Origin of the sequence: Microbulbifer sp. VAAF005 (assembly GCF_030012985.1) — a bacterium.
Classification (GTDB): domain Bacteria; phylum Pseudomonadota; class Gammaproteobacteria; order Pseudomonadales; family Cellvibrionaceae; genus Microbulbifer.
The window spans coordinates 2,465,248-2,478,238 of record NZ_CP120233.1 but is presented as its reverse complement, the minus strand read 5'-3'; the positions used below and the strand labels follow the sequence as shown (position 1 = coordinate 2,478,238).

General features: G+C 50.8%; 21 protein-coding genes. 19 read left to right on the top strand and 2 right to left on the bottom strand.

The annotated features are described in order from the left end of the window. The first annotated feature begins 37 nt into the window (after positions 1 to 37). The 19 genes from rplN to P0078_RS10855 all read left to right on the top strand — a co-directional run bounded on the left by rplN (position 38) and on the right by P0078_RS10855 (position 10,134). Positions 38 to 406, top strand: coding sequence for a 50S ribosomal protein L14 (rplN, locus tag P0078_RS10945; RefSeq protein ID WP_067151032.1), 369 nt, complete (start codon positions 38 to 40; stop codon positions 404 to 406). A 20-nt stretch (positions 407 to 426) separates the two neighbouring features. Further along, positions 427 to 738, top strand: a complete 312-nt coding sequence (gene rplX, locus P0078_RS10940; RefSeq protein WP_108731661.1) for a 50S ribosomal protein L24 — start codon at positions 427 to 429, stop codon at positions 736 to 738. Between the two features lie 31 nt (positions 739 to 769). Beyond that, positions 770 to 1,309 (top strand): 50S ribosomal protein L5, encoded by a 540-nt coding sequence (rplE, locus tag P0078_RS10935; protein ID WP_020411396.1) that lies wholly within the window; start codon positions 770 to 772, stop codon positions 1,307 to 1,309. Between the two features lie 9 nt (positions 1,310 to 1,318). Next, positions 1,319 to 1,624 (top strand): 30S ribosomal protein S14, encoded by a 306-nt coding sequence (gene rpsN / locus P0078_RS10930; RefSeq protein WP_020411397.1) that lies wholly within the window; start codon positions 1,319 to 1,321, stop codon positions 1,622 to 1,624. A 40-nt stretch (positions 1,625 to 1,664) separates the two neighbouring features. Beyond that, positions 1,665 to 2,057, top strand: coding sequence for a 30S ribosomal protein S8 (rpsH, locus tag P0078_RS10925; protein WP_282934394.1), 393 nt, complete (start codon positions 1,665 to 1,667; stop codon positions 2,055 to 2,057). 12 nt (positions 2,058 to 2,069) lie between these two features. After that, positions 2,070 to 2,603, top strand: coding sequence for a 50S ribosomal protein L6 (rplF, locus tag P0078_RS10920; RefSeq protein WP_282934393.1), 534 nt, complete (start codon positions 2,070 to 2,072; stop codon positions 2,601 to 2,603). 13 nt (positions 2,604 to 2,616) lie between these two features. Then, the gene (gene rplR, locus P0078_RS10915) at positions 2,617 to 2,967 is read left to right on the top strand and encodes a 50S ribosomal protein L18 (RefSeq protein ID WP_282934392.1); all 351 of its coding nucleotides are present in this window, start codon (positions 2,617 to 2,619) and stop codon (positions 2,965 to 2,967) included. A 10-nt stretch (positions 2,968 to 2,977) separates the two neighbouring features. Continuing rightward, a complete protein-coding gene (gene rpsE / locus P0078_RS10910) occupies positions 2,978 to 3,484 on the top strand; it encodes a 30S ribosomal protein S5 (RefSeq protein ID WP_282934391.1) in 507 nt (168 codons plus the stop codon). A 38-nt stretch (positions 3,485 to 3,522) separates the two neighbouring features. Then, positions 3,523 to 3,708, top strand: coding sequence for a 50S ribosomal protein L30 (gene rpmD, locus P0078_RS10905; protein WP_020411402.1), 186 nt, complete (start codon positions 3,523 to 3,525; stop codon positions 3,706 to 3,708). Position 3,709: 1 nt separating this feature from the next. Continuing rightward, a complete protein-coding gene (gene rplO / locus P0078_RS10900; protein ID WP_282934390.1) occupies positions 3,710 to 4,144 on the top strand; it encodes a 50S ribosomal protein L15 in 435 nt (144 codons plus the stop codon). A gap of 11 nt (positions 4,145 to 4,155) precedes the next feature. Continuing rightward, positions 4,156 to 5,502, top strand: a complete 1,347-nt coding sequence (secY, locus tag P0078_RS10895; protein ID WP_282934389.1) for a preprotein translocase subunit SecY — start codon at positions 4,156 to 4,158, stop codon at positions 5,500 to 5,502. 41 nt (positions 5,503 to 5,543) lie between these two features. Further along, complete coding sequence (rpmJ, locus tag P0078_RS10890) at positions 5,544 to 5,660, top strand: 50S ribosomal protein L36 (RefSeq protein WP_010133825.1); 117 nt, start codon at positions 5,544 to 5,546, stop codon at positions 5,658 to 5,660. Between the two features lie 344 nt (positions 5,661 to 6,004). Next, complete coding sequence (rpsM, locus tag P0078_RS10885; RefSeq protein WP_282934388.1) at positions 6,005 to 6,361, top strand: 30S ribosomal protein S13; 357 nt, start codon at positions 6,005 to 6,007, stop codon at positions 6,359 to 6,361. Between the two features lie 89 nt (positions 6,362 to 6,450). Continuing rightward, a complete protein-coding gene (rpsK, locus tag P0078_RS10880) occupies positions 6,451 to 6,840 on the top strand; it encodes a 30S ribosomal protein S11 (RefSeq protein WP_020411406.1) in 390 nt (129 codons plus the stop codon). Positions 6,841 to 6,855: 15 nt separating this feature from the next. Beyond that, positions 6,856 to 7,476, top strand: coding sequence for a 30S ribosomal protein S4 (gene rpsD, locus P0078_RS10875; protein WP_108731669.1), 621 nt, complete (start codon positions 6,856 to 6,858; stop codon positions 7,474 to 7,476). A gap of 44 nt (positions 7,477 to 7,520) precedes the next feature. Next, the gene (locus P0078_RS10870; RefSeq protein ID WP_282934387.1) at positions 7,521 to 8,525 is read left to right on the top strand and encodes a DNA-directed RNA polymerase subunit alpha; all 1,005 of its coding nucleotides are present in this window, start codon (positions 7,521 to 7,523) and stop codon (positions 8,523 to 8,525) included. A 123-nt stretch (positions 8,526 to 8,648) separates the two neighbouring features. Beyond that, positions 8,649 to 9,035: a 50S ribosomal protein L17 gene (rplQ, locus tag P0078_RS10865; protein ID WP_108731671.1), complete on the top strand. Its 387-nt coding sequence runs from the start codon at positions 8,649 to 8,651 to the stop codon at positions 9,033 to 9,035. A gap of 72 nt (positions 9,036 to 9,107) precedes the next feature. Further along, a complete protein-coding gene (locus P0078_RS10860; RefSeq protein ID WP_282934386.1) occupies positions 9,108 to 9,365 on the top strand; it encodes a YeaC family protein in 258 nt (85 codons plus the stop codon). A gap of 133 nt (positions 9,366 to 9,498) precedes the next feature. Continuing rightward, positions 9,499 to 10,134: a hypothetical protein gene (locus P0078_RS10855; protein ID WP_282934385.1), complete on the top strand. Its 636-nt coding sequence runs from the start codon at positions 9,499 to 9,501 to the stop codon at positions 10,132 to 10,134. Between the two features lie 56 nt (positions 10,135 to 10,190). Here the strand turns inward: P0078_RS10855 and P0078_RS10850 are convergent, their stop codons facing one another. Continuing rightward, positions 10,191 to 11,645 (bottom strand): pectin acetylesterase-family hydrolase, encoded by a 1,455-nt coding sequence (locus tag P0078_RS10850; RefSeq protein WP_282934384.1) that lies wholly within the window; start codon positions 11,643 to 11,645, stop codon positions 10,191 to 10,193. Positions 11,646 to 12,005: 360 nt separating this feature from the next. Next, on the bottom strand, positions 12,006 to 12,983 hold the full coding sequence (locus tag P0078_RS10845) for a 5-oxoprolinase subunit C family protein (protein WP_282934383.1): 978 nt from the start codon (positions 12,981 to 12,983) through the stop codon (positions 12,006 to 12,008). Between the last annotated feature and the right edge of the window lie 8 nt (positions 12,984 to 12,991).

The following is a 12,991-nucleotide window of genomic DNA, read 5'->3' as shown; positions in this document are numbered from 1 at the left end:
CATTGACTGCCGAATTGAAAGGTTTCGGAGAGAGACAATGATTCAAGCGGAATCCTACTTAGAAGTAGCTGACAACAGTGGGGCTCGCCGCGTCATGTGCATCAAGGTGCTGGGCGGCTCCCATCGTCGTTATGCCGGCGTGGGCGACATTATCAAGGTAACCGTTAAGGAAGCCATCCCCCGCGGTAAAGTGAAGAAAGGTCAGGTAATGAACGCCGTTGTGGTTCGCACCAAAAAAGGTGTGCGTCGCGCGGACGGTTCCCTGATTAAATTTGACGATAACGCAGCGGTGCTGCTGAACCAGCAACTGGCGCCGGTTGGCACCCGTATTTTTGGTCCGGTAACTCGCGAATTGCGCGGTGAGAAGTTCATGAAGATCATCTCCCTCGCTCCCGAAGTTATCTAGGCCTCGAGCGGAGAAGAGTTATGCGCAAGATCAAGCGTGACGACGAAGTGATCGTTATCGCCGGTCGTGACAAGGGCAAACGTGGTTCAGTACGTAAAGTACTGAACGACGGTCGTCTGATTGTCTCCGGCATACAGATGATCAAAAAGCACCAAAAGCCAAACCCACAGATGGGTATTGCAGGTGGCATCGTTGAGAAAGAAGCTGCTATCCAAGCTTCCAACGTAGCCATCTTCAACCCTAACACCCAGAAGGCTGACCGGGTGGGCTTTAAAGTACTGGAAGACGGCACTAAGATTCGCGTCTTCAAATCCAGCGGCGAAGCCATCTAAGGCTCTTGACGCAAAAGCAGGTTGGTAGATCATGGCAAAGCTTAAAGAGCTCTACACTAAGGACCTCGTGGCCAAGCTAAAAGAAGAGCTTGGTCTCGAGAATGTGATGGCAGTGCCGCGCATCACCAAGATCACCATCAACATGGGTGTTGGTGAAGCGATTGGTGATAAGAAGGTGCTGGAGCACGCTGTCAACGATATGACAGCAATTACTGGTCAAAAGCCCATCGTTACTAAAGCGCGCAAGTCTATTGCGGGCTTTAAGATTCGTGACGGTTGGCCGATCGGCTGCAAGGTAACTCTGCGCGGTGAGCGCATGTATGAGTTCCTGGAGCGTTTGGTTGACATCGCGATTCCGCGTATCCGCGACTTCCGTGGCATTAGCCCGAAGCAGTTCGACGGCCGCGGTAACTTCTCTATGGGCGTGACTGAGCAAATCATCTTCCCGGAAATTGACTACGACAAAGTAGACAAGCTCCGCGGTCTGGATATTTGTATTACCACTACAGCTGCAAACGACGATCAAGGTCGTGCGCTGCTGAAAGCGTTCAACTTCCCTTTCAAGGGTTAAGAGGATTCCATGGCGAAGAAATCCATGATTGCGCGCGAAAACAAGCGCGCTCGAACCGCAGCTAAGTACGCCGAGAAGCGTCAAGAGCTGAAGGCGATCATCGCCAGTTCCACTGCTTCCGAAGAGGAGCAGTGGGAGGCTCAACTCAAGCTGCAGAAAATGCCGCGCGATGCAAGCCCGGTACGTCAGCAACGCCGCTGTCGTATTACTGGTCGCCCCCACGCTGTATACCGCAAGTTCGGCCTGTGCCGTAACAAGCTTCGTGAAGCTGCGATGCGTGGTGATGTTCCTGGCCTCGTGAAGTCCAGCTGGTAATTACCAGCTGGTTTAAGGCAGATTTGAGGAGTCTCATAAGATGAGTATGCAAGATCCGTTGGCAGATATGCTGACTCGCATCCGCAATGCCCTGGCGCGCGGAAAGGCGGAAGTCACCCTGCCATCATCCAAACTGAAAGTAGCAGTGGCCAAAGTCCTGAAAGACGAAGGTTACGTTACTGATTTAAACGTAAGCGAAGGCGCTAAGCCGGAACTGACCATTGCTCTGAAATACTTCCAGGGCAAGCCGGTTATTGCCGAGCTCAATCGCGTTTCCCGTCCGGGCCTGCGCGCTTACACTGGTAAAAAAGCTCTGCCTACCGTACGTGGTGGCCTGGGTGTCGCGATCGTTTCCACCTCTAATGGTGTGATGACTGACCGCGCTGCACGTCAGGCTGGTATCGGTGGCGAAGTGCTTTGCACCGTATTCTAAGCGGGGGTTGCAATGTCTCGAGTAGCAAATAGTCCGGTAGTTATCCCCGCAGGTGTAACCGTAGACCTGAAAGGTCAAAATATCGCTGTTAAAGGCGGTAGCGGTAACCTGGATATGGTTATTCACGGTGATGTAGAAGTGAGCGAGGCTGAAAGCCAGCTGACTTTTGCCGCGCGCAATAACTCCAAGCAGGCCAGAGCCTTGGCGGGTACCACCCGTGCTTTGGTCAATAACATGGTGATAGGCGTAAGCAAGGGCTTCGAGAAGAAGCTGCAGTTGCTGGGTGTTGGTTATCGTGCGAAAGCAGCCGGTAAAGCGGTTAACCTGACCCTGGGCTTCTCCCATCCGATCGATTATCAGTTGCCGGAAGGCGTGACTGCGGAAACTCCATCCCAGACTGAAATCGTACTGAAGAGCAGCAATAAACAGCTGCTGGGCCAAGTGGCCGCTGAGATCCGCTCGTTCCGTCCGCCGGAGCCCTACAAAGGTAAGGGTGTCCGTTATGCCGACGAGCGCGTGTATCGCAAAGAGGCCAAGAAGAAGTAAGTAGGGCATAGATATGAACGTTAAGAAAGCATCTCGCTTGCGTCGTGCACGTCGTGCCCGCGCCAAGATCCGTGAGCTGGGCGCCGTTCGCCTCACCGTGAACCGCACCCCGCGCCACATTTACGCACAGATCCTGTCTGCCGAAGGCAGCGCGGTATTGGCTTCCGCCTCTACCCTGGACAAGGACCTGCGCTCTGGTAAAACTGGCAACGCTGACGCTGCTGCCGCAGTTGGCAAACTGATCGCTGAGCGCGCGAAAGCCGCTGGCGTTGAACAAGTTGCCTTCGATCGTAGCGGCTTCAGATACCATGGCCGTGTTAAGGCTCTGGCTGACGCTGCCCGCGAAGCCGGTCTGAAATTCTAAGGGTTGAGTTATGGCTAGAGAGAAAGACAAAAGCAACGACGAAGGCCTGCAGGAGAAGCTGGTCCAGGTCAACCGCGTTGCCAAGACTGTTAAAGGTGGTCGTATCTTCGCCTTTACCGCACTGACCGTAGTTGGTGATGGCAATGGCCGTGTTGGCTTTGGTCGCGGCAAGGCACGTGAAGTGCCTGTAGCGATTCAAAAGGCGATGGAATCTGCACGCCGCAACATGATCCAGGTAGACCTGAATGGTGACACCATCCAGTACGCTACCAATGGTCGCCACGGCGGTTCCAAGATTTACATGCAGCCCGCTTCCCAGGGTACCGGTGTAATTGCCGGCGGTGCTATGCGCTCCGTTCTGGAAATGGCTGGTGTACACAACGTATTGGCTAAGTGTTACGGCTCCACCAACCCGGTGAACGTAGTACGTGCAACTTTCAAAGCTCTGGAGCAAATGCAGAGCCCGGAAGATGTAGCTGCCAAGCGCGGTAAATCTGTCGAAGAGATTCTGGGCTAATTACAGCTCGGATTTAAGGTTATTGGTGGGTTAAGACCATGGCTAAGAAGACCATAAAAGTGACCCAGACCAAAAGCATCAACGGACGCCTGAAAAGTCATCAGGCGTGCGTTGCGGGTCTGGGCCTGCGCCGCATCGGCCACACAGTGGAAGTGGAGGATACTCCCTCCGTGCGCGGTATGATCAACAAAGTAAACTACCTGGTTAAGGTTGAGGGGGAATAACATGCGTTTGAACGACTTGTCTCCAGCACCAGGCCACAAGCACAGCGCCAAGCGCGTTGGTCGCGGTATTGGTAGCGGAATTGGTAAGACCGGTGGCCGCGGCCACAAAGGTCAGAAAGCGCGTTCCGGCGGCAGTGTTCGTCCGGGCTTCGAAGGCGGTCAGATGCCTTTGCAGAAGCGTCTTCCTAAGTACGGTTTCACCGCTCGTGTTTCTCGCTTTACCGCAGAAGTACGTCTGGCTGAGCTGGCGAAGGTAGAAAATGACGTAATCGATTTGGCAGCGCTTAAGAATGCCGATATTATCGGCAGCCATATTAAACGCGCCAAAGTGTTCCTCTCAGGTGAGCTGACCAAAGCTGTTACCGTTAAGGGTCTGGGAGTTACCAAAGGTGCAAAGGCAGCGATTGAAGCTGCTGGCGGTAAAATAGAAGACTAATCGAGGCGCCAATGGCACGACCAGGATCCGGTGGAAATCCCCTGGGCAACAGCAAGGGATTGGGCGAGCTTTGGGCTCGCCTTCGTTTTCTGTTTCTAGCGATTCTTGTTTATCGACTGGGGACACATATTCCGGTGCCCGGCATTGATCCGGAAAAGCTGTCAAACCTGTTTAACCAGAACCAGGGAACCATCCTTGGCCTGTTTAACATGTTTTCAGGCGGCGCCCTGGAAAGGATGAGTATTCTGGCGCTGGGCATCATGCCCTACATCTCCGCGTCCATCATCATGCAGTTGATGAGCGCGGTGACTCCCTCTCTGGAAGCGTTGAAGAAGGAAGGGGAGGCCGGAAGACGTAAGATCAACCAGTACACCCGCTATCTGACGGTAATACTGGCCCTGATTCAGGGGATCGGTATGACTTTCGGCCTGGCAGGGCAGAACCTGGCTTACTCATCTGAGCCCGCGTTTGGTTTTTACTTTGTGGCGGTAACGTCACTGGTGACTGGTGCTGTATTTATGATGTGGCTCGGTGAGCAGATCACTGAGCGCGGTGTTGGCAACGGCATTTCCATGCTGATTTTTGCCGGTATTGTCGCCGGTTTACCCGGTGCCATCGGCCAGGCATTTGAACAGGCGAGACAGGGTGAGCTGCACATACTCATGCTGTTGATGATTGGCGTCATCGCTCTTGCTGTAGTGTTCTTTGTGGTTGTTATGGAACGCGGCCAGCGTCGCATTACGATCAACCACGCCAGGCGCCAAGCGGGACGTTACTCTGCAGCTCCAGCTGCACAGGCGAGCCACTTGCCGCTGAAGGTAAACATGGCCGGTGTAATTCCGGTAATCTTTGCCAGCAGTATCCTGTTGTTCCCGGCCACACTGGCACAGTGGTTTGGTCAGGGCGGGGAAGGTCTCGGTGCAGAGATCCTGCAGTGGATGGCGTTGCAGCTTGGACCAGGGCAACCGCTGAACATTATTCTGTTCGCACTGTTGATTGGTTTCTTCTGTTTCTTCTACACGGCGTTGATGTTCAACCCGAATGAAGTTGCGGATAACCTGAAAAAGTCCGGTGCTTATGTGCCAGGTATTCGCCCTGGAGAGCAGACGGCCCGCTATATCGATAGCGTGCTGACTCGCCTCACTCTGGTGGGTGCTGTATACATCGCACTGGTATCCCTGCTGCCGCAGTTCCTGGTGGTTGGGTTTAACGTTCCCTTCTATCTGGGGGGTACCTCACTGCTGATCGTTGTAGTCGTAGTGATGGACTTTATGGCACAGGTACAATCGCATCTGCTGTCGCACCAGTACGAGGGTTTGATGAAAAAATCTAACCTGCAAAGCTACGGTCGTCGCTAGGGCGTCGCCTGCTCGCAGTTTGATTGAATTGAGGTAAGGTCATGAAAGTACGCGCTTCTGTAAAAAAGATCTGCCGTAACTGCAAAATCGTGCGTCGCAAGGGTGTTCTGCGGGTAATCTGCAGCGCTGAGCCACGTCACAAGCAGCGTCAAGGCTAAGAAGGGGCCAGCCCCTTGCGGAGAGCGCCCACAGGGCGCCTCTGTAAAAGCTGGAAAAATTCGCTACTCGATACAGCCCCGTATCGAATGGCAACACCCCGGGAAGTTTTTTGGGGTGGGAAGTGAGCAACAGCAAACTTCCAACTGGGGGCGTTGACTGTCGTCTTCATCCGCTTCGGGGGACCGATGCGGACGTTGGCTATTGCAAATTAGTGTCTGAAAAGCTATTCTTGCGCGCCTTTTTGGTGGCGCCGCCGGTTTTTTAGTCGCTGTCAGCGCCGAAATCAAAGTAGAGTCACATACTTAATATAAAGCAGTGACTCCAATACGTGGAGTACGCCTCTATGGCACGTATTGCTGGTGTCAATGTACCAGACCACAAGCACGCCGTAATCTCCCTGACCCACATTTATGGGGTTGGTCGCACTACGGCTAAGTCTATTTTGGCAGCGGTTGGTATCGCTGAATCCACCAAAATCCGCGAACTGTCTGAAGAGCAGATCGAAACCATCCGTGGTGAAGTTGCAAAACTGACCGTGGAAGGCGACCTGCGCCGTGAAATATCCATGAACATCAAGCGTTTGATGGACCTGGGTTGTTATCGCGGTCTGCGTCACCGTCGCAGCTTGCCGCTGCGTGGTCAGCGCACCAAGACCAATGCTCGCACCCGTAAGGGTCCGCGCAAGCCGATTCGCAAGTAAGCCTTAACTAAAAGGCGCGAAATCGCGGTTCAAGATGCCCCGTCCGGCTAATCGCCGAGGGGATTTGATACAGGATTTAGGATACTGGTATGGCTAAGCCAAAAACTACTGTTCGCAAAAAGGTCAAAAAGACCGTTGTCGACGGTATTGCCCACATCCACGCATCGTTCAACAACACGATCGTGACGATCACTGATCGCCAGGGTAATACCCTCAGCTGGGCCACCGCAGGTGGATCTGGCTTCCGTGGCTCGCGTAAGAGCACCCCGTTTGCAGCCCAGGTTGCCGCTGAGCGCGCAGGTACTGCAGCTCAGGAATACGGCCTGAAAAACCTCGACGTAGAAGTTAAGGGCCCTGGCCCCGGTCGCGAATCTGCCGTTCGTGCACTGAACAACTGCGGCTACAAGATCACCAACATCACCGACGTGACGCCTATCCCGCATAACGGATGTCGTCCACCTAAAAAGCGTCGCGTGTAAGAGGGGGCTGACAAAATGGCACGTTATATTGGACCAAAATGTAAACTGTCCCGTCGTGAAGGGACTGACCTGCAGCTGAAGAGTGGTGTTCGTCCGCACGACTCCAAGTGTCGCGCAGAATCCAAACCCGGTCAGCACGGCGCTGGTCGCGGTCGTCTGTCCGACTACGGTATTCAGCTGCGTGAAAAGCAAAAAGTTCGTCGTATCTACGGCGTACTGGAAAAGCAGTTCCGTAACTACTATAAGGAAGCAGCACGTCTGAAGGGCGCTACAGGTGAAAACCTGCTGCAACTTCTCGAGCAGCGTCTGGACAACGTGGTTTACCGCATGGGCTTCGGCTCAACTCGCTCTGAAGCGCGTCAGCTGGTTTCCCACAAAGCGATTCTTGTAAACGGCACTACCGTTAACATCCCTTCTTTCCAGGTTAAAGAAGGCGACGTTATCGCTGTACGTGAGAAAGCCAAGAAGCAGCTGCGTATCCAGAATTCCGTTTCCCTCGCTGCCCAGCGTGGCGATGTCGAGTGGGTAGACGTAAACGCGAGCAAACTGGAAGGCACTTTCAAGCGCACTCCGGATCGTGTCGATCTGCCGGCAGAGATCAACGAAAACCTTATCGTGGAACTGTACTCCAAGTAACAATAAGTCCACTTTAAGGAATGCAACTGTAAACAGGTATGGCTATGCAGACTGCTGTCAACGAGTTTTTGACACCGCGTCGTATTGACGTCACCGAGTACAATCCGAATCACGCCAAAGTGATTTTGGAGCCCCTGGAGCGTGGCTTTGGCCACACTCTTGGCAATGCGCTGCGTCGCATCCTGCTGTCCTCCATGCCGGGCTGCGCCGTCACCGAGGTGGAAATCGAAGGTGTCGAGCACGAGTACAGCGCGATCGAAGGTGTGCAGGAAGATGTAATTGAAATCCTGCTCAACCTGAAAGAAATCGCCGTTGTTATGCACGGTAAGGATCAGGCGGTATTGAGCCTGAGCAAAAAGGGCCCAGGTGCGGTGACTGCTGGAGATATCCAGGTAGATCACGACATCGAGATCGTTAATCCTGAGCACGTGATCGCCAATATTACTGGTGATGTCGAGCTCAACCTGCGTCTCACTGTAGCGCGCGGCCGTGGCTACCAGCCCGCCGATGCTCGTCGTGGCGAGGAAGAGGAAAGCCGTGCAATTGGCCGTCTGCAGCTGGATGCTTCATACAGCCCAGTGCGTCGCGTTTCCTACAGCGTGGAAAGCGCGCGTGTAGAACAGCGCACTGACCTGGATAAGCTGGTTCTGGATCTGGAGACCAACGGTACCCTGGACCCGGAAGAGGCTATTCGTCGCGCCGCCACTATTCTGCAGCAACAGCTCGCAGTATTTGTGGACCTGGAAGGCGAGAAGGATGCACAGCCGAAGGCTGAAGAGCCTGAAGTTGATCCGGTACTACTGCGCCCGGTAGACGACCTGGAGTTGACTGTACGTTCGGCGAACTGTCTGAAGGCAGAGAACATTTACTACATCGGTGATCTGATTCAGCGCACTGAAGTAGAACTGCTGAAGACGCCGAATCTTGGTAAGAAGTCTCTGACTGAAATCAAGGACGTACTGGCTTCCCGTGGTTTGTCCCTGGGTATGCGCCTGGAAAACTGGCCGCCGGCCAGCCTGAAAGGCGACAGCAAGTTAAGCCCCCTGTAAGCATTTGGTAGTCGCGACGGTGTCGTGATTAGTAGAAAGAACCCGAGCGGTGCTACAGCTTAGCGCGACACCGCTCCAGAACGACCTGCTGTGACAGCAACTTAGGTCGTAAGGAATTGAGTCATGCGTCATCGCTATAGTGGCCGTAAATTCAGCCGCACGAGCGCTCACCGCAAGGCCATGTTCAAGAACATGAGCGCCTCTCTGGTGGAGCACGAACTGATCAAAACCACACTGGCCAAAGCCAAAGAACTGCGCCGCGTTGCCGAGCCGCTGATCACTCTGGCTAAGAAAGACAGTGTTGCTAACCGCCGTCTGGCTTTCGCTCGTATCCGTGATAAGGATGCTGTGCGTAAGCTGTTCGACGAGCTGGGTCCTCGTTACGAAGCCCGTCCTGGTGGTTACATCCGTATCATGAAGTGTGGTTTCCGCGCTGGTGATAAGGCGCCGATGGCATACGTTGAGCTGGTAGACCGTCCTCAAGTAGAAGACGAAGCTGCTGAAGCTTAAGCGTTATTAGCCATAGCGCTACGGAAGGCCGGTCTTTGACCGGCCTTTTTTTTGCCATAGGGAGATTTTTGTATGTCTTTTGAGCAAGTGTTAAAGAGTTTGAATCCCGAGATTGTGGGCAGCTTAAAGCGGGCCATTGAACTTGGAAAATGGCCCAATGGTGTTGCGCTATCCCCTGAGCAACGCAACCTATGCGCAGAAGCGGTTTCCAATTGGGAGTCCGCAAACCTTCCGCGGGAGCAACAGGTAGGCTATGTGGCGCCGAAGACCAAGGATGAGCCCTGTGTAGGAAAAAAAGACGATGAGCAAGCTGTTAACTGGGTTGGCTAGCTAATCAGTCTGTAAGATATTGGCACTTTATTCATTGGTGAGGGCGTTATTTTCTTTCATGCTCTCCCAATTCTCTGCTTAGATAGTTACCGACAGACAAATACATAATTTCTAATTTGCTCGGTAACTAATTATGAAAAAGCTGATTTTGCTTGCCGGAGCAGTAACGCTCGCCGTTGTAGGGGTTGATCACTACGATATTGATGTGCGCTCAAGTGTGGCCAAGGTGCGCCAGATGATAGAGCCGCTAAAAGATGATAGTGAATTAGTAAAGAATATTTCTGACAGCATACCCTGGTCCCAGCTGGAACATGCGGAGGTCGAAGAGTTATTAAATCATCCTCGGGTTCAGGCTTATCTGGACCGTGAGAATGTTAAGCAGGCGCTCAAGGACTACTTTGCAGACCTGGGCAATCTCTCTGGTGAAGAGGCTTGGGATGCAATTGAAAAAATAGAGCGGGAATCGCGTATTACAGGCTATGAAGCGCTTTCAATGAAGTTGGCCTGGCTGGAAAAAAATAGCCTTAACCAGGCAGAGTTCACCCAAAGAGCTGAAGAGCTATTTAATATTTATCGGGATAAAGCGCAAACGGTGATCAGGGATTACGACCCTCATGTCGAGGTTCCGGGCTTTTCCACCTATAAGGATCTTGAGCGCTCGATCGTTGAGGAAGTTCAGCAGATGACATCCTTTCCCGATGGTATGAGTAGACATGAATACTTACGTAAACGCCTTCAGGACGCCCGTGAGGCGGTATATGGCAGTTAGGCTTTCTATCATTCAGCGCTGCCAGCGAGTTACCGGCAGCGCTGGGGGCATTTTAATTACATAAACAAGCCGATCAGATCATAGAACCAGTTACTATTGTCCTCATAATCTGAAACCTCATCGGTTTCGTATGCCCGAATCATTCCTCCACCGTTATGATTGACGATGTTGTCGAGGAAATCTTTTAATTCAAGCCCGTGCTCGGCAATCTCACCATAGTTTAAATCGATAATGGTTGTGCAGTGGCTCTCGTTCAAGTTGCGGAACATCGGGAAGTAATAGCCCCAGTTACTAGTTTGATCCAGCAGTGGAATCAAATTTTCATGGGTATCTTTCTGCCAGCGCTGTCGCAATTTATTTAAACGGGAGTCTGCATCGGGATCATTATAAATATCCTCATAAAATCTCTCGTAGGAGTACGATGAAAAATTCCCGTCAGCAAGAAAGTGCGTAATACCCAGTCGATCTGAGGGGAATTTATTGGAAAGCGCAGCATAAAGTGAGGCTAGCTGATTGGCTTCGAATCCCGGTGTTATGGCTTTTAACATAGTGATGGGATTTTCCGAGCTTTCATCGCTATCGGCGGTATAGGTAGTCCAAGAACGCAGCACTTCTTTATGTAGCGGTAAAGAGGGATATTGGGTGCTGTCACTCCCGTCTAAAGGTGCCTGATAGAGAGGGCCTGAATCATCGAGGAGATAGCCATAATCGACATTCATATCCTCGCGCAACTTCGAATAATTAAACAGAGCACCAATACTACCTGCACTACAACCCGCAGCGAGCATCTGCTTCGGTTTTTGCAAATTATTTTTCACCCAGGAAGTAACTGCCTGAACGTTGCGTAATCCATTGTGGTGCCAGATAAGGTCGGGGTTCTCGCCAGTAGTGTCCTCGTATATTTCAGTTTTATCGCCTACGTAGATATCCCCTGTGCAATACGGTACATAAACCATATTCCACTCGCCAGTTTTATACTGGTCGTAGGGGTGATGTGTATAAATCAAAGGGGATACGCCAGCGGTAGTAAGATTTTCGAAATTTGTAAAATCTAACAAGTGCACATTGCTTAGGTAATCATCGGGAATGCCATTGGGGTTGCGAGCCCCGCGAATACCAGCTTGTCCTGAGCAGCTTTCATAGTCCCAGCATGCCCCACCACCCTCGAAATAGAAAATGGTGTTACTGGTATCTGGAACACGGTGAACAAAGAACTTATAGGGTGATCCATTCCCACACATGGCACCTGTATTGGTAGGTACATCAATTTTTTGCCAGGTGTTGTAGTCGCCAGGATCAAAATCATCATTAAAACTGGGATCATCCATAGTTAGTGGATACATCCCTTCAGCTTGCTGTGAGGTGACTGGCGCATCGGCATTGGGTGGATCAAACAAATGCTTTAGGGTAGTCCAGAAGTTGTAATCACCCGGTTCTGCATTTGCATGCGCTGTGATAAGTAGAGAACTCGCTAAGAGTATTGAAATAAAACCACGGAGAATTTTTATCATTATTAATCCCCTTAAGGTATTGTGTGTTTTCTCTTTGGAGTGTGCTTTGTTGATCCTGCAATAATTGTTTGGAGGTTATTTGCTCCCTATAGATAATCAACTTGCACGCTAGTCCAAATCGCTGTTTGGGTAAAACCCAATGAGGTTAGTTAATAATGATGTTTTGGTCTAGAAAGATATGAGGGGAAACTTGTCGGTCACAGAGTTTCTGTTATATTTCTTCTGTTTTTGCTCAAAAATATTCCATTTAAACTTTTATTAAAATTATTTTATATATTTTGGCGTAATTTTTATTTTATACTTTATGGTGTTATTTTTGAGCGCTAAATAGTTCTGTATCTGATAATTTTTATGCTTGTATTAAAGGGATAGTGCCTCCCTGTGTTTAAGATTCAGGCTCTGTTGGAGTTTTTTAATTAGGTCTTGTTTCTTTTTGAAAATTTCGCGCGATTCTTCAATGCTTATTTCTTGAAATGTGATTTTGTTTTTTGGGGCTAGCTGGCCCAGGCGATGAAGTTCCGATTTTATAATATGGCCTATTCGGGGGTACCCGCCAATAGTCTGTCCCTCAATAAAGGAAATAATAGGATTGGCATCGGGTGGTACTTGAATGCTGCCGGGATAGAGTCCTGCTGATGATAGTTGTGTCTTTCCGTTTGTAATTTTATGAATTGTAGAATTGTTTTTAGTGGATAGACGAATGCCCATACGATTGCTTTGGGTAGAAACCAGATAGGTTGAGCCGTAAAAGTGTTCAATAAATTTCTTGGAAAATAAGTTGCTCTCTGGTCCAGCCACTAGCCGTAGCTTTGAATTATGTGAGTAGTGAAGGTGAAATCTTTTATTTAGTACAGATTCTTTTGCGGTGTGGACTTCTTTAAAGTGGATGACTTCGTTAGATGTGATCGGTTTGCCACTATTTGCGCCAAATTTACTAATAATGTGAGTTGCAGAGCTACCTAAGATATTGGGTGCGTCTATCTTGGCAGAAATCGCAAGGTAGATTCTTGCACCGGAAATAGCTTGAGCTATATCCAAAATATCACCAGGCTTAACCCTATAGGTTCGGAAATTATCAATTGACTCGTTATTTAAGGAGCCTCTGAATTGGCCTCCGGCTATAGCGATAGTGAGATTGCAGAGGAATTCGATTCTAGGGCCGAGCAGGGTGATCTCAAAGGTTGGGTGCCCTAACGGGTTTCCTAATAACAGGTTGGCTATTTTCATCGATAGTGGGTCGGCAGCACCTCCCCATGGAATTCCACAGTGCATCATGCCTGGACGACCCAGATCCTGAATACTTGTCTGTAGCCCCGCTCGAAGAAAGTGAATACCCATAGACCCTC

What these genes read in the sequence shown, in the direction of transcription:
- rplN (WP_067151032.1), top strand. Translation starts at nt 38, where the DNA reads ATGATTCAAGCGGAATCCTACTTAGAAGTAGCTGACAACAGTGGGGCT.
- rplO (WP_282934390.1), top strand. Translation starts at nt 3,710, where the DNA reads ATGCGTTTGAACGACTTGTCTCCAGCACCAGGCCACAAGCACAGCGCC.
- rplR (WP_282934392.1), top strand. Translation starts at nt 2,617, where the DNA reads ATGAACGTTAAGAAAGCATCTCGCTTGCGTCGTGCACGTCGTGCCCGC.
- P0078_RS10855 (WP_282934385.1), top strand. Translation starts at nt 9,499, where the DNA reads ATGAAAAAGCTGATTTTGCTTGCCGGAGCAGTAACGCTCGCCGTTGTA.
- rpsH (WP_282934394.1), top strand. Translation starts at nt 1,665, where the DNA reads ATGAGTATGCAAGATCCGTTGGCAGATATGCTGACTCGCATCCGCAAT.
- rpmJ (WP_010133825.1), top strand. Translation starts at nt 5,544, where the DNA reads ATGAAAGTACGCGCTTCTGTAAAAAAGATCTGCCGTAACTGCAAAATC.
- rpsN (WP_020411397.1), top strand. Translation starts at nt 1,319, where the DNA reads ATGGCGAAGAAATCCATGATTGCGCGCGAAAACAAGCGCGCTCGAACC.
- secY (WP_282934389.1), top strand. Translation starts at nt 4,156, where the DNA reads ATGGCACGACCAGGATCCGGTGGAAATCCCCTGGGCAACAGCAAGGGA.
- rpmD (WP_020411402.1), top strand. Translation starts at nt 3,523, where the DNA reads ATGGCTAAGAAGACCATAAAAGTGACCCAGACCAAAAGCATCAACGGA.
- rplF (WP_282934393.1), top strand. Translation starts at nt 2,070, where the DNA reads ATGTCTCGAGTAGCAAATAGTCCGGTAGTTATCCCCGCAGGTGTAACC.
- P0078_RS10845 (WP_282934383.1), bottom strand. Translation starts at nt 12,983, where the DNA reads ATGGGTATTCACTTTCTTCGAGCGGGGCTACAGACAAGTATTCAGGAT.
- P0078_RS10870 (WP_282934387.1), top strand. Translation starts at nt 7,521, where the DNA reads ATGCAGACTGCTGTCAACGAGTTTTTGACACCGCGTCGTATTGACGTC.
- rplQ (WP_108731671.1), top strand. Translation starts at nt 8,649, where the DNA reads ATGCGTCATCGCTATAGTGGCCGTAAATTCAGCCGCACGAGCGCTCAC.
- rpsM (WP_282934388.1), top strand. Translation starts at nt 6,005, where the DNA reads ATGGCACGTATTGCTGGTGTCAATGTACCAGACCACAAGCACGCCGTA.
- P0078_RS10850 (WP_282934384.1), bottom strand. Translation starts at nt 11,645, where the DNA reads ATGATAAAAATTCTCCGTGGTTTTATTTCAATACTCTTAGCGAGTTCT.
- rplE (WP_020411396.1), top strand. Translation starts at nt 770, where the DNA reads ATGGCAAAGCTTAAAGAGCTCTACACTAAGGACCTCGTGGCCAAGCTA.
- rpsE (WP_282934391.1), top strand. Translation starts at nt 2,978, where the DNA reads ATGGCTAGAGAGAAAGACAAAAGCAACGACGAAGGCCTGCAGGAGAAG.
- rpsK (WP_020411406.1), top strand. Translation starts at nt 6,451, where the DNA reads ATGGCTAAGCCAAAAACTACTGTTCGCAAAAAGGTCAAAAAGACCGTT.
- P0078_RS10860 (WP_282934386.1), top strand. Translation starts at nt 9,108, where the DNA reads ATGTCTTTTGAGCAAGTGTTAAAGAGTTTGAATCCCGAGATTGTGGGC.
- rplX (WP_108731661.1), top strand. Translation starts at nt 427, where the DNA reads ATGCGCAAGATCAAGCGTGACGACGAAGTGATCGTTATCGCCGGTCGT.
- rpsD (WP_108731669.1), top strand. Translation starts at nt 6,856, where the DNA reads ATGGCACGTTATATTGGACCAAAATGTAAACTGTCCCGTCGTGAAGGG.